Here is a 19,326-nt window from a genome sequence, read left to right as displayed (position 1 = left end):
GAATGCGTCTGCCTGAAGGGGTTCGCCATGTCCAATCGTCTTCCCGTCACCGTGCTGTCCGGCTTTTTGGGCGCCGGCAAGAGCACGCTGCTCAACCATGTGCTGCGCAACCGCGACAACCTGCGGGTGGCGGTAATCGTCAACGATATGAGTGAAATCAACATTGATGCCAGTGAGGTGCAGCGCAATGTCAGCCTCAACCGCGCTGAAGAGAAACTGGTCGAGATGAGCAACGGCTGCATTTGCTGCACGTTGCGCGAAGACCTGCTCGAGGAGGTTGCGCGACTGGCCGAAGAGGGGCGTTTCGATTATTTGCTGATCGAGTCCACCGGTATCTCTGAGCCACTGCCAGTGGCTGAGACCTTCACTTTCCGCGACGAGCAGGGTCGCAGTCTGTCCGATATGGCGCGACTGGACACCATGGTCACCGTGGTCGATGGCTTGAACTTCCTGCGCGACTATCAGGCAGCAGACAGCCTGGCCAGCCGGGGCGAAACGTTGGGCGAAGAAGACGAGCGGTCGATCAGTGATTTGCTGATCGAGCAGGTCGAGTTCGCAGATGTGCTGCTGCTGAGCAAGATCGACCTGATCAGCCAACATGAGCGCGAAGAACTCATCGCTATTTTGCGCAGTCTCAATGCCCGAGCGCAGATCGTACCCATGGTCATGGGCCAAGTGCCGTTGGCACGTATCCTCAACACCAGGCTGTTCGACTTCGATCAGGCGGCCCAGGCACCAGGCTGGTTGCAGGAGCTGCGCGGTGAACATGTACCAGAAACCGAAGAGTACGGTATCGCGGCCATGACCTGGCAGGCTCGACGCCCGCTTCATCCACAGCGCTTTTACGACTTTATCCACAAGGACTGGGAAAACGGAAGGCTACTGCGTTCCAAAGGGTTTTTCTGGTTGGCCAGCAAATATCAGGAAGCTGGCAGCTGGTCGCAAGCGGGCGGCATGATGCGCCATGGTCTGGCTGGCCGCTGGTGGCGCTTCGTGCCACGCGAGCAGTGGCCACAGGATGTGGATAACACGAATGCGATCTTGAAACACTGGACCGCCGACACCGGTGACTGCCGACAGGAGTTGGTGTTTATTGGGCAGAATATCGACGTCGAAAAATTATCCACAGCCCTGGATGCATGCCTGTTGACGGATCAAGAAATGGGCTTGGGTCACATGGGCTGGCTGCGTTTACCTGACCCATTTGGCCCATGGCATGAGGAAGCGGCAGCATGAACCTGGCTCACCGACCTGTGGATATCTTTCAGGTGTTTGGCGAGACGCCTCAAGTGCTGGCCGAAGTGCTGCAGGATGGCGTGAACCTGGCCGTCTGGCGGCGGCGCTTGCCGGCACAACTGGAGGACTTTGCCGCACTGGTGATCAGCCTTGGCCAGCCCTTGGCTGATCAGCGGGTGATTGATGTGAACGAGGAGCAGAAGCCGGTATTGCCAGATCTGCTGCGTGAAGCGGCGGATTTGCATGGGTATGAAGCTTTCGTAGCTGATGTGACGTGGTTGGTGGCGGCTTATACCTGTCTGGTTGGCGCACGACGGGTCGGTTTGCGCTTGCGCGTGTTGAACGCTCCGATGTGCCCACGCTTCCATGTGGATAACGTACCGTTGCGCTTGCTCACCACTTACGTCGGCCCAGGTAGTGAATGGTTGCAAGAGCGGGATAGCTGTCGTGGAGAGTTACACACAGCTCAGCCACCTGTGGATAACATCCAACACCTGCAAGCCGCCGAGGTTGCGATACTTAAAGGCGAACAATGGCAGGGTAACGAAGGGGCAGGCTTGGTGCATCGGTCACCTTCGGCGCAGCGGGGGCGTTTGCTGCTCAGCCTTGACTGGCTGGCTTGACGGCGCATAGTGAGGCATCACCGCCGCCTGAAGCCACCCCATGCTGCAGAACATTCCCACCCATGTAATTGCCGGCCCCCTTGGTGCTGGCAAGACCACGCTGATCCGTCACTTGCTGGCTCAGCGCCCAGCCAACGAGCGCTGGGCGGTATTGATCAACGAGTTCGGCCTTGTCGGCCTGGATGCAGCCTTACTCAGCCGTGACGAAGACGGCATCGCCATCGGCGAGGTCGCAGGCGGCTGCCTGTGCTGCGTCAACGGCATGCCGTTCCAGGTGGGCCTGGGACGACTGCTGCGCAAATCGCGGCCTGACCGGCTGTTTATCGAACCTTCCGGCCTGGGCCATCCCTTGCAGCTGCTGGCTCAGCTGCAACAAGCGCCTTGGGTTGGAGTGCTGACAATTCAGCCACTCCTGATGGTTGTGGATGCCCGGGCCATGGCTCGAAACGAGCCTCTTCCAGAGGCTCAACAGCAGGCTTTCAACGCCTCTGAAAGCGTGGTTTTCAATAAGTCAGAGGCTGTGGATGAAATACATAAGTTGTTGATAAGTAATAAATTTCAAGAAAAGAAGATCATGTGGACCGTGCAAGGGCAGCTGCCTTTGTCCGGCCTCCCGACGGTATCTCCACAGATTGTTGACAGCCCATTCTTGAAAAACAGGATTGTCGACAATCTTGGAATCGCTCCAGCAGCATTGTGGGCTGACCCGAGTCAACCGATTTGCCTTGTCCAGCAGGGAGAGGGTGGTTGGAGTATTGGCTGGCGGTGGCACCCTGGACAACAGTTTTATCCACAGCGGCTGAAAGCTTTCTTGTGTGCTTTGCCATGGCGACGGGCCAAGGGAGTTATCCACAGCATGGAGGGCTGGTGGTCATTCAATGGGCTGAATGGGGATATGCCCGCTTGGCAGCCCAGCGACTGGCGCAGGGACAGCCGTATCGAGCTGATTTTCCATCAGCCGCAACCGCAACCCGCGTTGCAAGCCGGGTTGAATGAATGTCGCGTCAGTTGATCAGTTGCGCCAGCGGTTATGCTCCTGGCGCCATTGCTGCATCTCTATGACGTTGTCGGCGCGTGGTGGGGTCTTGATTTCGAACGGGTAGGGCGCTAGTTCGATCTGCACGCTGTGGGCGCCGAACTGGGTCGCGGTGCCGGGGTGACGTTGCTCACCCGTGACGGTGAATTCGAAGGCATAGACGCGTGCCAGGCGCTTGCGGCCATTGGCATCCCGGACAAAGGCGATACGCTTGAGCGCTACGGCATCGTCAAGCAACTCCAGGTCGAGTTTGGCGCAATGCTGTTTGACCCGTTCCAGGGCCTTTTCACGCAACCCATGGTTGTGCCACAACCAGGCGCCTGCCGTGGCTACCAGCATCAGGACGAAGAGGTTCTCCAGGGTCAACATTTGCATATGCTCCAAACAGGTAGATCCAGCTTAACTGCGTTCCTGGCCTGTCGTACAGGTAGCAATCAAGTTCATACTGCGCTGCGCACAATCCTAGAAACAGCTTTGGAAACCTCCCGCATGAAACGTACCCCGCACCTGCTCGCCATTCAGTCCCACGTGGTGTTCGGCCACGCCGGCAACAGCGCCGCGGTATTTCCCATGCAGCGTATCGGGGTCAATGCCTGGCCCCTCAATACCGTGCAGTTCTCCAATCACACACAGTATGGCCAGTGGGCGGGGGAAGTGCTTGCCCCAGCGCAAATTCCTGCGTTGGTGGAAGGCATTTCCAACATCGGCGAGCTGGGCCACTGCGATGCGGTGCTTTCCGGCTACCTGGGCAGTGCCGAACAAGGGCGAGCGATCCTGGCCGGCGTCGAGCGGATCAAGGCGGTAAACCCAAAAGCGTTATACCTGTGCGACCCGGTCATGGGGCACCCGGAAAAGGGCTGCATCGTGCCGCCCGAAGTCAGTGAGTTTCTGCTTGACGAGGCTGCAGCCACAGCGGACATCCTGTGCCCCAACCAGCTGGAACTGGACAGCTTCTGTGGGCGCCGCGCCCAGTCGCTGGAGGATTGCGTGAACATGGCGCGCAGCCTGCTGCAGCGTGGACCACAGGTTGTACTGGTCAAGCACCTGGCGTACCCCGGGCGGGCCGAAGAGCATTTCGAAATGCTGCTGGTGACCGCCGAGCACAGCTGGCACTTGCGCCGCCCACTGCTGGCGTTTCCGCGTCAGCCGGTAGGGGTGGGTGACCTGACCTCAGGCCTGTTCCTGGCGCGTGTGCTGCTTGGCGACAGCTGGGTGCAGGCATTCGAATTCACGGCTGCGGCAGTGCATGAAGTGCTGCTGGAAACCCAGGCTTGCGCCAGCTACGAATTGCAGCTGGTACGGGCCCAGGACCGCATTGCGCACCCACGGGTGCGCTTCGAAGCGCAGTTACTGGCGCTTTAAATGGCGTCGGTTTTCAAGTCCTGATAGCGCTTTTCCAGTTCCTGGCGGATCTGACGGCGCTGCTGGCCTTGCAGGAAGCGGCGCTTTTCTTCGCTGCTGTGCGGCTGGCGTGGTGGCACCGGCACCGGGCGGCGGTTGTCGTCGACCGCGACCATGGTGAAGAAGCAACTGTTGGAATGGCGCACCGAGCGCTCGCGAATGTTCTCGGTCACGACTTTGATGCCAACTTCCATCGAAGTGTTGCCGGTGTAGTTGACCGACGCCAGGAAGGTCACCAGTTCACCCACGTGCACGGGTTCACGGAAGATCACCTGGTCGACCGACAGGGTTACCACATAACTGCCGGCATAACGGCTGGCGCATGCATAAGCCACTTCGTCGAGGTACTTGAGCAGGGTGCCGCCATGTACGTTGCCAGAAAAGTTGGCCATGTCCGGGGTCATCAGGACGGTCATGCTCAGCTGGGCGTTTCCAGGTTCCATAGTGTGCTCACGGTGAGGTTGCGCTGAATCGGGCGAATGGAGGGCGTTATCTGCTGACACTGCTGTTCCCCTCTTTTGAATGTGCCTTGCTGATACGGGACGTTGGCTGGCGCATCATCGTCACGCTGATCATGCCATCAGCGGCGCTTTTCCAGCCGATCTGTTTCTGCATATTGCACTGGCTTTTTGCGGCGGAGCGCGATGTTAACCTGAGTACGCCCATGCAACATGGGTGTTCCCGGATTCAATACAGTATGTACTTGCTGCTCGCTCAGGTTTGCCTCGGCAGAGGAGCGGTCTGCCCAGGCATTCACAAGACGAGAAAAGGAGTATCACGCCATGCATGCCATCAGCTTCATCCAGGACCTGGCAGTCATCATGCTGGTCGCTGGCGTGGTCACCATTCTTTTTCACCGTTTCAAGCAGCCGGTGGTGCTGGGCTACATTGTCGCCGGCTTCATCATTGGCCCGCACACTCCGCCATTCGGCCTGATTCATGACGAAGACACCATCAAGACCCTCGCCGAACTGGGGGTGATCTTCCTGATGTTCTGCCTGGGGCTCGAGTTCAGCTTGCGCAAGCTGTTCAAGGTCGGTGCCACGGCGTTCATCGCAGCGTTCCTGGAAATCGTCCTGATGATCTGGATCGGTTTTGAGATTGGCCGCTGGTTTGGCTGGAGCACCATGGATTCACTGTTCCTGGGCGCCATCCTGGCCATTTCCTCCACCACCATCATCGTCAAGGCGCTCAACGACTTGAAGATGAAGAACGAGCGCTTTGCCCAGCTGATCTTCGGCGTGCTGATCGTCGAGGACATTCTTGGCATCGGTATCATTGCCCTGCTGTCGGGTATCGCGGTCAGCGGCACGGTCAGCTCGGGCGAGGTGTTCTCCACAGTCGGCAAGCTGTCGCTGTTCATGGTTGTCGCTCTGGTCATCGGTATTTTGCTGGTGCCGCGGTTATTGGCCTACGTCGCAAGGTTCGAAAGCAACGAAATGTTGCTGATCACCGTTCTGGGCCTGTGTTTCGGCTTCTGCCTGCTGGTCGTGAAGCTGGAATACAGTATGGTTCTGGGCGCTTTCCTGATTGGCGCGATCATGGCCGAATCACGCCAGTTGTTGAAGATTGAACGCTTGATTGAGCCCGTACGCGACCTGTTCAGCGCCATATTCTTCGTCGCCATCGGTATGATGATTGATCCTGAGGTGCTCATCGACTATGCCTGGCCGATCGTAGTCATCACCCTGGCGGTGGTACTGGGCAAGATGCTGTCTTGCGGCATGGGGGCGTTTATAGCCGGCAATGACGGGCGTACGTCTTTACGCGTGGGCATGGGGCTTTCGCAGATTGGCGAGTTCTCTTTCATCATCGCCGCGCTGGGCATGACCCTGCAGGTGACCAGCGACTTCCTATACCCGGTGGCGGTCGCAGTATCGGCAATCACTACGTTGCTGACACCCTACCTGATCCGCGCGGCTGACCCGTTGTCGCAGAAACTGGGCAATGTGGTGCCCGCCCGCCTCGCGCGCGTGCTGTCGTTGTATGGCGAGTGGTTGCGCAACATCCAGCCGCAGGGCGAGAGTGCCATGCTGGCGGCGATGATCCGGCGCATCCTGTTGCAGGTGGGGGTGAACCTGGCGCTGGTGATCGCCATCTTCTTCAGTGGCGGTTATTTTGCAGGGCGTCTCGGCAATTGGCTCAGCGAGTGGGTCAGCGATGTCAGCCATCAGAAGGCCGTCATTTGGGGGGCAGCGTTGTTGCTGTCACTGCCATTCCTGATCGCCGCGTACCGCAAGCTAAAAGCACTCTCGATGCTGCTGGCAGAGATGGGCGTGAAGCCGGAAATGGCCGGGCGACATACCCAGCGCGTGCGCCGTGTGATCGCCGAAGTGATCCCGCTGTTGTCGCTGTTGGTGATTTTCCTGCTGCTGTCGGCATTGTCCGCCAGCATTCTGCCCACCAGCGAATTGCTGCTGGTGATTGCCGTGGTAGCTGCGGTGGTGGTGGCGTTGTTGTGGCGCTGGCTCATCCGCGTGCACACGCGCATGCAGATCGCGTTGCTGGAGACGCTGGAGAACAGTCGCGAGAACTCGCACTGAGGGGGTCTGCCCCGGGCAAAGTATCTCGCCCGCCCGAGGAGATGGGGCTATAGCGATGTCGCCAGGCGCAAAAAGCCTGGCGATTTTAACGACCTTGAGTCGCTAAGACGTCATTTTCCTGCCTCAAATCGCGCATCTATAAGGGCGTTAGCGATCAGCTCTCCAGCCAAACATCTCGCGCCCAGTGCCACACCGATTCCCAACTGTCTTCGCCGACACCTTCCTCTTCGGCATCCCACAGCACCACGGTGCCGTCTTCTTCCACGCAATAGTAATTGTCGCCGTCCTGGCACAGCGGAATCAGGTCGCGCGGTACGCCGGCATCCCAAGCGTTGGAGGCCACATCTGGCAGGTAGGTGTGCGAGTGCGGATCAGTGACGGTAACTGGCTCAAGGGAGCCGTAAACCACATCACTTACGGTCAGCAGAAACTCTTTGAACACGAATGGAATATTGATGAACAGCTGCTCTTCGATTTCTACCAGCTGGTCTTCGTCGGGAAGCTCCAGGGGCACCGGTACCGGCTCATTCGCTTCACGGAGTTGTTCGATCACTTCTTCCACGGTTCACTTCCTCTGACCTAGATGACAACGCTGCGCCTTATACCCTAGTAGCCCACTTTGGCAAAAGCAAAAACCCCGGGCAAGCCCGGGGTTCTGTGTTTAGCACGCAGCGATTAGCTGTTTTGACGGATACCGGCTACCAGCCAAGGCTGGTTCTCGCCTTGGGCGCGAACCATGTGCCAGCTTTCGCTGAACACTTCGCCCTGGTCGAAGCGCGAATTCTTCGACACGCCACGGAAGGTCAGGGTAGCGTCGGTGCGGTCGGCGCGGTCATCGACACCGTCCAGTTGCACTTCCAGGTTATCGATGTAGGTAGACTGGAAGCCATCACCCAGCTCAGCACGCTCACGCTTGAGGAACTCAAGCATTTGCGGGGTAACGAACTCGCTGATCTTGTCCATTTCATTGGCATCCCAGTGCTGCTGCAGCGACTGGAAGTGGTTACGGGCTGCCGCCAGGAAGCTCTGCTCGTTGAACCAGGCCGGCGCGTTGATCACCGGTGCGGCTGTGGCAGCAGGTGCGGCCGAACCACCGAAAATCGACGGCTGCGCAGGCTGCGCGTGAGCCTCACGCTGCATCGGCGCATGGCCTGGCATGGCCATTTGCGGCTGCTGCTGGCGACGGCGCGCGGCGATGAAGCGGAACACGAGGAAGGCGATGAGCGCCACGATCAGGAAGTCCATGATCTGGAAGCCTTCGAAACCGTCGCCCATGAACATGGAAGCCAGCAGGCCACCGGCGGCGAGGCCGGCCAGTGGGCCCAACCAGCGCGAAGCACCGCTGGCGGCAGCCGGTGCACGGCCAGGTACGGTCGGCGCGGCAGCAGGCGTGGTTGGCGTAGCCTGGCGGGTCTGGTGGATAGGCGCGGAGCCCGAGCTCTTGCCGCCGCCGAAACGCTTGGCGCTGGCGTCCAGGCTCAGCGTCAGGCCGACGCAGAGCGCCAGTGCGATGCTAAGAAAACGTTGCATAAGTGGGATATCCCCTGTTGTGGATTGCACGCGCGTCATGGTGCACAGGTTCCCGGGCACATGACCAGCGACATAGTGTTTCGAGCTTTTGCTTGAATGTTACAAAGTTGGCAGGCCCGACCCTTGCGGGCTTTAGACAGCCTCGAGCTTGGCATACCCCAGCATCAGCCATTTGCTACCTTCGGCAAAATTCACCTGCACCCGCGCCTGAGCGCCAGAACCCTCGAAGTTGAGGATCACACCTTCCCCGAATACCGCATGCTGCACACGCTGGCCAAGGTTGAACGCGGTCTGCGGAATGCTGGCATTGGCGAACAGGTTGCTGTTGGTGGCCGTCTTGGCCCCGCCGAACGGGCGGCTGACGCTGTTGGACAGGCGTACTTCCTGAACCAGGCCTGCCGGAATTTCACGTACGAAACGCGACACCTTGTTGTAAGTCTCGCTGCCATAAAGGCGGCGTGTTTCGGCATAGGTCATGACCAGCTGGCGCATGGCGCGGGTGATGCCTACATAGGCCAGGCGTCGTTCCTCTTCCAGGCGGCCGGGTTCTTCCAGGCTCATCTTGTGCGGGAACAAGCCTTCTTCCATGCCCACCAGGAACACATATGGGAACTCAAGGCCTTTGGCGCTGTGCAGGGTCATCAGCTGGATGCTGTCTTCATGCTCGTCAGCCTGAGTATCGCCAGCTTCGAGTGAGGCGTGGCCAAGGAAGGCCGAGAGCGGGGAAAGGTCGGCGTCTTCGTCGGTGGACTCGAAGTTGCGCGCCGCACTGACCAGTTCCTCAAGGTTTTCTACCCGTGCCTGGCCCTTTTCACCCTTTTCTTCCTGGTGATAGGTGATCAGGCCGGACTGTTCGATGGTGGTCTGGGTCATGGTATGCAGCGGCATGTCCACAACCTTGGCAGCCAGCCCCTCGATCAGCTCGATAAAGGCCCCCAGGGCACTGGCGGCGCGGCCTTTGAGGGCCTTGGCAGCGATCAGCTGGCACATGGCCTCCCACATGGACAGCTGGCTGTGGCGGGCGTGCTCGCGGATGGCTTCGACGGTTTTTTCGCCAATACCGCGCGGCGGCACGTTGATCACCCGCTCCAGAGCGGCATCGTTGCCACGCCCTTCGATCAGGCGCAGGTAAGCCATGGCATTCTTGATTTCGGCGCGCTCGAAGAAGCGCTGGCCGCCATAGATGCGGTAGGGGATGCGCTCGCGCAGCAGGGCCTCTTCCAGCACGCGCGACTGGGCGTTGGAACGGTACAGAATGGCGATCTCGTTGCGCGCATTGCCCTGCTTGACCAGGCTCTCGATGGTTTCCACGACATAGCGCGCTTCGTCGTGCTCGTTGTAGGCCGCGTACAGGGTCAGTGGTTCGCCTTCGCCCATGTCGGTCCACAGTTCCTTGCCCAGGCGCCCGCTGTTGTTGGCGATCAGCGCGTTGGCCGCCTTGAGGATGCCGCCGGTGGAGCGGTAGTTCTGCTCCAGGCGGATCATTTCGGCGTCGGGGAAGTCGGCGGTGTACTGGTGAATGTTCTCGATCTTGGCGCCGCGCCAGCCGTAGATCGACTGGTCGTCATCGCCTACCGCCATCAGGCTGTCGCCACCGCGTGCCAGCAGGCGCAACCAGGCGTACTGCACGGCGTTGGTATCCTGGAACTCGTCCACCAGCACGTGGCGGAAGCGTCGCTGATAGTGCTCCAGCAGGCCCGGGTGGTCACGCCACAGGTCCAGGGCGCGAAGCAGCAGCTCGGAGAAATCGATGACACCGGCGCGCTCGCAAGCCTGCTCGTAGGCCGTATAGACCTCGCGCATGGTCGCCAGGAACAGGTCGCCCCCCGCCTGGATATGCTGCGGGCGCAGGCCTTCGTCTTTCTGTCCGTTGATGAACCATTGGGCCTGGCGTGCCGGCCACTTCTGCTCGTCCAGGCCCAACTCGCGCATGACCCGCTTGATCAGGCGCTGCTGGTCGTCGCTGTCGAGGATCTGGAAGTTCTGCACCAGCCGCGCTTCCTGCCAGTGGGCCCGCAACAGGCGATGGGCCAGGCCGTGGAAGGTGCCTACCCACATGCCTGCCGGGTTGATGCCCAGCAGTTGCTCGATCCGCTGGCGCATTTCTGCTGCGGCCTTGTTGGTGAAGGTCACCGACAGGATCGAGTGCGGCGACGCCTGCTCGACCTGGATCAGCCAGGCGATGCGGTGTACCAGCACGCGGGTTTTACCGGAACCGGCGCCGGCAAGCACCAGTTGACGCCCGAGCGTGGCCGCTACGGCCTGGCGTTGGGCATCGTTGAGGGAATTCAGCAGGAGAGAGAGGTCGTCTGTGCGCATCGGGCCATTCTAGGGCGATGCCGGGTAAGGGGCAAATATCTACTGTATGAATATTCACCTGGCGGCATCCCGCTCATCGGTCCGGGGCCAGGTCACGGCTTGCGCAAGCTGGCTGAGGCATGGTCAGGCGATGGCCTTCACCTTATGGATTTCTCACCTTCGCACTTCATCTGCTGCTGTATCAGATTAAAGATCGCGCCATCGCGCAGGCCATTCAGCCATGCCAGTGCCTGCCATGCCTGGCGAGCAGGCTGTTGGCTTGTTCGGGCCCGAAACTGCCAGCCGGGTAGGGGCGGGGCGCCTGGAAGTGCTCTTCACAGCCCTTGATGATTGGATCTACCCAAGCCCAGGCTGCTTCCACTTCATCGCGGCGCATGAACAGTGTCGAATCACCTTCGAGCACATCCAGCAGCAGACGCTCGTAGGCTTCCCAGCGGCGAGTCTGGCTGAACACCTGGGCCAGATTAAGGTCCAGGTCCACGGGTTCCAGGCGCATGCCCTTGCCTGGGCTCTTGGTCATCATGCGCAGGCTGATGCGTTCGTCCGGTTGCAGCTGTATCAGCAACTGGTTGACCTGGCCGCCGCTGAACAGTTCGTGAGGCACTGGCTTGAACTGGATGACGATCTGCGAAGCGCGCCGCGCCATGCGTTTGCCGGTGCGCAGATAGAAAGGCACGCCCGCCCAGCGCCAGTTGTCGATATGCGCCTCGATGGCCACGAAAGTTTCGGTATCGCTGTCGTTGTCGACGTCCTTTTCAAAGTAGTAGGCCGGCACTTCCTGGCCGCCGATACGCCCGGCCCCATATTGGCCGCGTACCGTCTTGTCCTGCACATCCTGGCCGGTGATCGGCTTGAGGGCGCGCAGGATTTTCACCTTTTCGTCGCGTACCGCCTCTGCCTCGAATTGCGCGGGTGGCTCCATGGCCACCAGGCACAGCAGCTGCAGCAGGTGGTTCTGCAGCATGTCGCGAATAGCCCCGGCGCGATCGTAGTAGGCACCGCGGTTTTCTACGCCCAGTGTCTCGCAAACGCTGATCTGGACATGGTCGACCTGGTTGTTGCGCCACACCGGCTCCAGCAGGGCATTGGCAAAACGCAGGGCCATCAGGTTCTGCACGGTTTCCTTGCCCAGGTAGTGGTCGATGCGGAACACCTGTCTTTCTTCGAACACCGTGCCAATCGCTTCATTGATGGCAGTGGCCGATTCCAGCGAATGGCCGATCGGTTTTTCCAGCACGATGCGCGCTTCGGTGTCGGCCAGTCCGGCAATGCGCAGGTGGTTGGCAATCGGCACGAACAGGTTGGGAGCGGTGGCCAGGTAGAAGATGCGTGTCAGTCCACCGGGTTCGCCCAGGTAGCGTGCCAGGCGGCCGAAGTCGGCGCTCTGTGAAGCATCCATCGGGAAGTAGTCGACCCGTGCGGAAAACCGCTGCCACACCTCTTCGTCGAAGTCGCTGCGGGCAATCTGCGCCCGACAATGGCGTTCGGCGAGCTTCAGATAGTCGATGCGTGGCAGGTTGCGCCTGGCCAGTGCGATGACCCGCACGGCAGGGTTCAGACGGGCCTCGCGAAACAGGTGGTAGAGCGCCGGAAGCAATTTGTGCAGGGCCAGATCACCGGTGCCGCCGAAGACCAGAATGTCGCAAGGAATAGTCAAACCACCACTCTCCACGTTCGTTTAACTGGGCGGGTTGGCGTCCATGTAGTATAACTACAAGAAAGCTACAACCCGGCAAGCCGATCATAACCGAGTCCCGCCTGTGAATCTGTTGCAACATATCGCCCAATCGCGCCACTTGCTGCGCAAATCGGAACTGAAAGTGGCCGACCACGTGCTGCTCGACCCGGCTGCCGTCATGCACAGCTCCATGGCCGATTTGGCGCACAGCGTGGGTATCAGTGAGCCGACCATCGTGCGTTTCTGCCGGGCCATTGGCTGCTCGGGCTTCCAGGACCTGAAGCTGAAGCTGGCGCAAAGCCTGGCTGCCGGGGCCAGCTTCGGTCAGTTCGCCATCCACGAAGACGATTCGGTCGCCGACTACAGCCTGAAGATCTTCGACACCACCCTGCACACCCTGATGGAAGTGCGCGAGCACCTTGATCCGCAGGCGCTGCAACAAGCCGTGAGCGCCATGGCCCAGGCGCAGCGGGTAGAGTTCTATGGCTTTGGCGCGTCCGGTGCGGTTGCGGCCGATGCCCAGCACAAGTTCTTCCGCCTGCTGCTCAGCGCGGCAGCGTATTCCGACCCCCACATGCAAGCGATGTCGGCCGTTACCCTGAAACCGGGCGATGTGGCGGTGTGTATTTCCCAGTCGGGCCGTTCCAAGGACCTGCTGATCACTGCCAACCTGGTGCGTGAGAGCGGCGCCAACCTGATTACCCTGTGCCCCAGCCAGACGCCGCTGGCCGAGCTATCGACGGTCAACCTGGCGATCGACGTGCATGAAGACACCGAGATCTACACCCCACTGACCTCGCGTATTGCCCACCTGGTGGTGATCGACGTGCTGGCCATGGGCGTTGCCATGGCGCGCGGGCCTAGCCTGGTCAACCACCTGAAGAGCGTGAAACGCAGCTTGCGCAGCTTGCGTCTGTCGCCCAAGTCGATCAAGGCTACCGACGACTGAATTCAACCTGTACTGGCCTGTTCGCGGGCTTGCCCGCTCCCACAGGTACTGTGCACTTCTATAAATCGGTGCAATTCCTGTGTGAACGGGGCAAGCCCGCGAAGAGGCCGGTACAGGCAGTGAAAATTCACGATTCTGTCACCATTCCACCGCCAAACGGTAAACCATCAAGGCCAGTCTGAAACTCCCGCATACTATCTGGGAGACAGGCAATGGCTCGTGACTTCGACGGTACGTACCAACCCAACGCCAAGGCTCGCAAGCAGCAGGAAAAGGATCAGCGCCGTATGGAATACCGCCGCGCGATCGAGAGCTATTGCGACCAACGTCAATTGCTCCGCGACCTGGCGGACTACCCCGAGCTGCAAGCACTCACGGTATGGCAGTCGTCGGCGGCAACTTCCCCGAAAAACGTTCAACAAGCGCGCTGATAAGAGCACGTTCGCCGCGTATGAATGCAAGAAACGCCAAGGCCACCGGTGACTGCCGCTTGGCCTTGGCCTGCACCACGCACCAGCTACGGTACAGCGGTAGCTCCTCGACCGGTAATTCCTTCAGCATCCCGGTAGCCAATTCCAGGTTGACGGCGTGACGGGTCAACAGGGCGATCCCCAGCCCGGCGATCACGCATTCGCGCTGGGCATCGGCCGAGGCTACTTCAAGCGTCTGGGCGAAATGCACGCGCTTGTCCTTGAAGTACTCTTCGCACGCCTTGCGTGTTCCCGAACCTTGCTCGCGGACCAGCAGGGTATGAGGCTCCAGGTCCTGCATGCGCAACTGCTCCAGCTTGCACAGCGGGTGCTGTGGCGGCGCAACCGCAACGATCGGGTTGTTGAGGAACGGCAGAAACTCCAGGCCCATGTCTTGCGGCACCATCGACATGATGATCAGGTCGTCGCGGTTATCGGAAAGACGGCGGATGGCTTGGGCACGATTGACCACCGTCAGGGTCAGGTTGACTTCCGGGTGACGCTGCTTGAAGGCGGCGAACAGGTGTGGCACGAAGTACTTGGCACTGGACTCGATCGCCAGTTTCAACTGACCCTGCAGTGAGCCCTGCATGTCCGACAGCTGCATGTCCAGGCTCTCCAGGCGCCCGAAGATATCGTGGCTGGCGCGCTGCAGGGCCTCGGCCGCCTCGGTCAGGTAGAGCTTCTTGCCCACGTACTCGAACAATGGCTGGCCAATCAGCTCTTCAAGCTGGCGGATCTGTAGACTAACGGCGGGTTGCGTCAGCGCCATCTCCTCCGCAGCACGGCTGTACGACCGCAAATCGCACACCTCGTTAAAGATCTGGAGTTGACGCAATGTCATACGCATCAAGGACTTACGCATTTTAATCAGCTCGTCGGCAACACCTTGTTACCCAACTATAAGCTTTTGCTAATACAGCCTCTAACAAATATTGATTTTTGTTTATCGACCTACAGCGCTAGGGTGAATACGCGACTGGCTAGCAACGTCTGGTCACGCGCCGACCGGTAGAACCGGCTCGACTGTTCCTACGGCTTTGGGAAGACTCCAGTGATAAAAAAAATCCTGATCGCCAACCGAGGTGAAATCGCAGTTCGGATCGTGCGTGCTTGCGCCGAGATGGGCATTCGCTCGGTAGCGATCTTTTCCGACGCCGACCGGCATGCCTTGCACGTCAAGCGCGCTGACGAAGCACACAGCATCGGTGCCGAGCCGCTGGCCGGTTACCTCAACCCGCGCAAGCTGGTGAACCTGGCTGTGGAAACCGGCTGTGATGCCCTGCACCCAGGCTACGGTTTCCTTTCGGAAAACGCTGAACTGGCAGAAATTTGCGCCGAGCGCGGGATCAAGTTCATCGGCCCGGCCGCCGACGTGATTCGCCGTATGGGCGACAAGACCGAAGCGCGCCGCACCATGATCGCCGCCGGTGTGCCGGTAACCCCGGGCACCGAAGGTAACGTTGCCGATATTCATGAAGCCCTGAGCGAAGGTGACCGCATCGGTTATCCGGTGATGCTCAAGGCCACCTCCGGTGGTGGCGGCCGTGGTATTCGCCGTTGCAATAGCCGCGAAGAACTGGAACAGAACTTCCCACGGGTCATTTCCGAGGCGACCAAGGCATTCGGTTCGGCCGAAGTGTTCCTGGAGAAATGCATCGTCAACCCTAAGCACATCGAGGCGCAAATTCTCGGTGACAGCTTCGGTAACGTAGTGCACCTGTTCGAGCGCGACTGCTCTATCCAGCGCCGTAACCAGAAGCTCATCGAAATTGCCCCCAGCCCACAGCTCACTCCTGAGCAGCGCGCCTACATCGGCGACCTGGCGGTGCGTGCGGCCAAAGCGGTGAATTACGAGAACGCCGGTACCGTGGAGTTCCTGCTCGCCGATGGCGAAGTGTACTTCATGGAAATGAACACCCGGGTGCAGGTGGAACACACTATTACCGAGGAAATCACCGGTATCGACATCGTTCGTGAGCAGATCCGCATCGCCTCGGGGCTGCCACTGTCGGTCAAGCAGGAAGACATTCAGCACCGCGGCTACGCCCTGCAGTTCCGTATCAATGCTGAAGACCCGAAAAACAACTTCCTGCCCAGCTTCGGCAAGATCACCCGTTACTACGCCCCCGGCGGCCCGGGCGTGCGCACCGACACGGCGATCTACACCGGCTATACCATTCCACCGTTCTACGACTCCATGTGCCTGAAACTGGTGGTGTGGGCGTTGACCTGGGAAGAAGCCATGGACCGCGGCCTGCGGGCCCTGGACGACATGCGCGTGCAAGGGGTGAAGACCACCGCCGCGTACTACCAGGAAATCCTGCGCAATCCGGAATTCCGTAGCGGCCAGTTCAATACCAGCTTTGTCGAAAGCCACCCTGAATTGACCAACTACTCGATCAAGCGCAAACCCGAAGAGCTGGCCCTGGCCATCGCCGCCGCCATCGCCGCCCACGCAGGCCTGTGAGGAACCCTATAATGTCCAAGAAAATTCACGTAACCGACACGATCCTGCGCGACGCTCACCAGTCCCTGCTGGCTACCCGCATGCGTACCGAAGACATGCTGCCGATCTGCGACAAGCTCGACAAGGTTGGCTACTGGTCGCTGGAAGTCTGGGGTGGTGCAACCTTCGACGCCTGCGTGCGCTTCCTCAAGGAAGACCCGTGGGAGCGCCTGCGCAAGCTGCGCGCAGCGCTGCCAAACACCCGCCTGCAAATGCTGCTGCGCGGCCAGAACCTGTTGGGCTACCGTCATTACAGCGACGACGTGGTCAAGGCCTTCGTCGCCAAGGCGGCGGTCAACGGCATCGATGTGTTCCGCATTTTCGACGCCATGAACGACGTGCGTAACCTGCGCGTGGCCATCGAAGCGGTCAAGGCCGCCGGCAAGCACGCCCAGGGCACCATCGCTTACACCACCAGCCCGGTACACACCATCGAAGCCTTCGTGAACCAGGCCAAGCAGATGGAAGCCATGGGTTGCGACTCGGTGGCGATCAAGGACATGGCCGGCCTGCTGACCCCGTTCGCCACTGGCGAGCTGGTCAAGGCGCTGAAGGCAGAACAGTCGCTGCCGGTGTTCATTCACTCCCACGATACCGCCGGCCTGGCAGCCATGTGCCAGCTGAAGGCCGTGGAAAATGGCGCGGACCACATCGACACCGCCATCTCCAGCTTCGCCTGGGGCACCAGCCATCCGGGTACCGAGTCGATGGTTGCTGCACTCAAGGGCAGCGAGTTCGACACCGGCCTGGACCTGGAGCTTCTGCAGGAGATCGGCTTGTACTTCTACGCTGTGCGCAAGAAGTACCACCAGTTCGAAAGCGAGTTCACCGCGGTAGACACCCGGGTGCAGGTCAACCAGGTACCGGGCGGCATGATTTCCAACCTGGCCAACCAGCTCAAGGAGCAGGGCGCCCTCAACCGCATGAACGAAGTGCTGGCCGAAATCCCGCGTGTGCGTGAAGACCTCGGCTTCCCGCCACTGGTCACCCCGACCTCGCAGATCGTCGGCACCCAGGCGTTCTTCAACGTGCTGGCGGGTGAGCGCTACAAAACCATCACCAATGAGGTGAAGCTGTACCTGCAAGGTGGCTATGGCAAGGCCCCGGGTGTGGTCAACGAGCAACTGCGTCGCCAGGCTATCGGCAGCGAAGAAGTGATCGATGTGCGCCCGGCTGACCTGCTGAAGCCGGAAATGGCCAAGTTGCGTAGCGACATCGGTGCCCTGGCCCGTTGCGAAGAAGACGTGCTGACCCTTGCCATGTTCCCGGACATTGGCCGCAAGTTCCTCGAAGAACGCGAAGCTGGCACCTTGACGCCTGAAGTTCTGCTGCCGATTCCGGAAGCCGGTGCCGTGGCTGCCCCAGGCGGTGAAGGCGTGCCGACCGAGTTCGTGATCGACGTACACGGCGAAACCTACCGCGTCGACATCACCGGTGTGGGCGTGAAGGCCGAAGGCAAGCGTCACTTCTATCTGTCGATCGACGGCATGCCGGAGGAAGTGGTATTCGAGCCACTCAACGAGTTCGTCAGCGGTGGCGGCAGCAAGCGCAAGCAAGCGACCGACCCTGGCCACGTGAGCACCACCATGCCAGGGAACATCGTTGATGTGCTGGTCAAGGAAGGTGACATGGTCAAGGCCGGCCAGGCGGTCCTGATCACCGAAGCCATGAAGATGGAAACCGAAGTGCAGGCGGCCATCGCCGGTAAGGTCGTGGCCATCCATGTGGCCAAGGGTGATCGCGTGACGCCGGGTGAGATCCTGATCGAGATCGAGGGCTGATTTAAGCCCTCATCTACAAGTGGTTAACCTCTGGGGAGCGGATGCTCCCCTTTTTTTGTGCCGGACTCACCCGCACCTCACAACGCGCATCCCTTGTAGGAGCTGATTCAGCACACCGCTCAACCTTTGCGGCACATCTCAAGGCTTTCCACCTGGCCACCCGGCTGCTGGTTCTCTTCACTCAACCACCGCTCAAACCCGGCAGCCACCGCCGGCCATTCATCATCGGTAATCGAATACCACGCCGTATCGCGGTTATGGTCCTTCACCACCAGGTGCTTGCGGAACACCCCTTCGTAGACGAAGCCGAATCGCTCTGCCGCACGTTTGGAGCGGGCGTTGGCGTTATTGCACTTCCACTCCAGCCGTCGATTACCCAGCGCGAAGCCCAGCTTGCCCAGCAGGTACACCGCCTCGGTACCCTTGGGCGTGCGCTGCATGGCGGCACCGAAGGCAATGTGGCCGATCTCGATCCGGCCGTGTTCAGGCACGATCGACATCAGGCTGAGGATGCCTTGGGCCTGGCCACTGGCGCGGTCGATGACGGTGTAGAAAAGCGGGTCGCGGCCAGCAGCGTTGCCTTCCAGCCAGCGGTCGAAGGCGGCGCGTTCGGCGAACGGGCCGTAGGGCAGGTAGTCCCACAGCACCGGATCGGAGGCCGGACCCTGCAGTGCCTCCCAGAGGTCTTCGCCATGGCGCCCCGGATCGAGCTTCTCCAGGCGGATGAAGCGGCCTTCAATGGGTTCGGCCTGGGGGGTTGCGGCGGGTTTCCAGTTCAATGCGTCTGTCATGTGCGGCCTACAAGCCTTTACGGAATTGGATGAAGCCCGAGCGCTCGGCAACCTGCTGGTACAGGCTGATGGCGGTGGCGTTGGTTTCGTGGGTCAGCCAGTGCACCTTGATGCAGTTGTCGGCCTTGGCAGTGGTGTAGACGTGCTCGATCAACTGTCGACCAATGCCCAGGCCACGTTGCGTGCTGTCCACATACAGGTCCTGCAGGTAGCAGGAATTCTCGATACTCCAGTTGGAACGATGGTAGATGAAGTTGACCATCCCCACCGCCTTGCCGTCGACCCAGGCCAGTGCCGAATGGGTTGGCTCGCTGGGGTCGAGCAGGCGTTGCCAGGTGCTCAGGCTGACGGCATCGGCCAACTCGGTCTCGTAGAAGTGCAGGTAGGCCTGCCAAAGGGCGTGCCAGGCTGCGTGATCTTGGGCCGTGACAGGGCGCAGGGTAAGGTTGGGCATGGGCTA

The 19,326-nt window shown here is 60.2% G+C and carries 18 protein-coding genes; 9 read left to right on the top strand and 9 right to left on the bottom strand.

Annotated elements, in window-relative coordinates:
* The first annotated feature begins 27 nt into the window (after positions 1-27).
* Genes zigA through LU682_RS29380 form a run of 3 tightly spaced genes read left to right on the top strand, consistent with a single transcriptional unit; the run spans position 28 to position 2,871 of the window.
* Complete coding sequence (gene zigA, locus LU682_RS29390; RefSeq protein WP_010955844.1) at positions 28-1,236, top strand: zinc metallochaperone GTPase ZigA; 1,209 nt, start codon at positions 28-30, stop codon at positions 1,234-1,236.
* Entirely contained in the window at positions 1,233-1,859 is a 627-nt protein-coding gene (locus LU682_RS29385) for a DUF1826 domain-containing protein (RefSeq protein ID WP_010955843.1), read from the top strand. Before zigA ends, LU682_RS29385 begins: the two co-directional genes overlap by 4 nt.
* Before the next feature lie 40 nt (positions 1,860-1,899).
* On the top strand, positions 1,900-2,871 hold the full coding sequence (locus LU682_RS29380; protein ID WP_010955842.1) for a CobW family GTP-binding protein: 972 nt from the start codon (positions 1,900-1,902) through the stop codon (positions 2,869-2,871).
* On the opposite strand, the gene LU682_RS29375 is transcribed toward LU682_RS29380, so the two are convergent.
* The gene (locus LU682_RS29375) at positions 2,872-3,264 is read right to left on the bottom strand and encodes a DUF3301 domain-containing protein (RefSeq protein WP_003253259.1); all 393 of its coding nucleotides are present in this window, start codon (positions 3,262-3,264) and stop codon (positions 2,872-2,874) included.
* A 120-nt stretch (positions 3,265-3,384) separates the two neighbouring features.
* Here LU682_RS29375 and pdxY point away from each other — a divergent pair, with 120 nt between their 5' ends.
* On the top strand, positions 3,385-4,257 hold the full coding sequence (gene pdxY, locus LU682_RS29370; protein ID WP_004575195.1) for a pyridoxal kinase PdxY: 873 nt from the start codon (positions 3,385-3,387) through the stop codon (positions 4,255-4,257).
* On the opposite strand, the gene LU682_RS29365 is transcribed toward pdxY, so the two are convergent.
* Positions 4,254-4,739, bottom strand: a complete 486-nt coding sequence (locus tag LU682_RS29365) for an acyl-CoA thioesterase (protein ID WP_003253263.1) — start codon at positions 4,737-4,739, stop codon at positions 4,254-4,256. The two genes, pdxY and LU682_RS29365, sit on opposite strands and share 4 nt — an antisense overlap.
* Positions 4,740-5,078: 339 nt before the next feature.
* Here LU682_RS29365 and LU682_RS29360 point away from each other — a divergent pair, with 339 nt between their 5' ends.
* On the top strand, positions 5,079-6,839 hold the full coding sequence (locus LU682_RS29360) for a cation:proton antiporter (protein ID WP_010955840.1): 1,761 nt from the start codon (positions 5,079-5,081) through the stop codon (positions 6,837-6,839).
* A 154-nt stretch (positions 6,840-6,993) separates the two neighbouring features.
* Here the strand turns inward: LU682_RS29360 and LU682_RS29355 are convergent, their stop codons facing one another.
* The 4 genes from LU682_RS29355 to zwf all read right to left on the bottom strand — a co-directional run bounded on the left by LU682_RS29355 (position 6,994) and on the right by zwf (position 12,345).
* Positions 6,994-7,401 carry an SMI1/KNR4 family protein gene (locus LU682_RS29355; protein WP_010955839.1) on the bottom strand — a complete coding sequence of 136 codons (408 nt, stop codon included), beginning with the start codon at positions 7,399-7,401 and terminating at the stop codon, positions 6,994-6,996.
* A 113-nt stretch (positions 7,402-7,514) separates the two neighbouring features.
* Positions 7,515-8,369, bottom strand: coding sequence for a Tim44 domain-containing protein (locus LU682_RS29350; RefSeq protein WP_010955838.1), 855 nt, complete (start codon positions 8,367-8,369; stop codon positions 7,515-7,517).
* 132 nt (positions 8,370-8,501) lie between these two features.
* Positions 8,502-10,688, bottom strand: a complete 2,187-nt coding sequence (gene uvrD, locus LU682_RS29345) for a DNA helicase II (protein WP_010955837.1) — start codon at positions 10,686-10,688, stop codon at positions 8,502-8,504.
* Positions 10,689-10,902: 214 nt separating this feature from the next.
* Complete coding sequence (gene zwf, locus LU682_RS29340; RefSeq protein ID WP_003253271.1) at positions 10,903-12,345, bottom strand: glucose-6-phosphate dehydrogenase; 1,443 nt, start codon at positions 12,343-12,345, stop codon at positions 10,903-10,905.
* Positions 12,346-12,448: 103 nt separating this feature from the next.
* On the opposite strand from zwf, the gene hexR reads away from it, so the two are divergent.
* Entirely contained in the window at positions 12,449-13,315 is an 867-nt protein-coding gene (gene hexR, locus LU682_RS29335) for a transcriptional regulator HexR (protein WP_003253273.1), read from the top strand.
* 212 nt (positions 13,316-13,527) lie between these two features.
* Positions 13,528-13,746, top strand: a complete 219-nt coding sequence (locus tag LU682_RS29330; protein WP_061405728.1) for a PA3496 family putative envelope integrity protein — start codon at positions 13,528-13,530, stop codon at positions 13,744-13,746.
* Here the strand turns inward: LU682_RS29330 and LU682_RS29325 are convergent.
* Positions 13,688-14,650 (bottom strand): LysR family transcriptional regulator, encoded by a 963-nt coding sequence (locus tag LU682_RS29325; protein ID WP_010955834.1) that lies wholly within the window; start codon positions 14,648-14,650, stop codon positions 13,688-13,690. The two genes, LU682_RS29330 and LU682_RS29325, sit on opposite strands and share 59 nt — an antisense overlap.
* Before the next feature lie 189 nt (positions 14,651-14,839).
* Between LU682_RS29325 and LU682_RS29320 the strand changes: the two genes are divergently transcribed.
* Both LU682_RS29320 and oadA read left to right on the top strand, forming a co-directional pair.
* The gene (locus LU682_RS29320; protein ID WP_003253279.1) at positions 14,840-16,255 is read left to right on the top strand and encodes an acetyl-CoA carboxylase biotin carboxylase subunit; all 1,416 of its coding nucleotides are present in this window, start codon (positions 14,840-14,842) and stop codon (positions 16,253-16,255) included.
* 11 nt (positions 16,256-16,266) lie between these two features.
* On the top strand, positions 16,267-18,075 hold the full coding sequence (gene oadA, locus LU682_RS29315; RefSeq protein ID WP_060489258.1) for a sodium-extruding oxaloacetate decarboxylase subunit alpha: 1,809 nt from the start codon (positions 16,267-16,269) through the stop codon (positions 18,073-18,075).
* 119 nt (positions 18,076-18,194) lie between these two features.
* Here oadA and LU682_RS29310 read toward each other — a convergent pair whose 3' ends face one another.
* A complete protein-coding gene (locus LU682_RS29310) occupies positions 18,195-18,866 on the bottom strand; it encodes a GNAT family N-acetyltransferase (RefSeq protein WP_010955833.1) in 672 nt (223 codons plus the stop codon).
* Between the two features lie 7 nt (positions 18,867-18,873).
* The gene (locus LU682_RS29305; RefSeq protein WP_003253286.1) at positions 18,874-19,320 is read right to left on the bottom strand and encodes a GNAT family N-acetyltransferase; all 447 of its coding nucleotides are present in this window, start codon (positions 19,318-19,320) and stop codon (positions 18,874-18,876) included.
* Positions 19,321-19,326 lie beyond the last annotated feature (6 nt).

This window comes from Pseudomonas alloputida, from assembly GCF_021283545.2.
GTDB classification, from domain to species: domain Bacteria; phylum Pseudomonadota; class Gammaproteobacteria; order Pseudomonadales; family Pseudomonadaceae; genus Aquipseudomonas; species Aquipseudomonas alloputida.
Note: the sequence above shows the minus strand (reverse complement) of the source record. Positions and strands in the feature narration are given on the sequence as shown.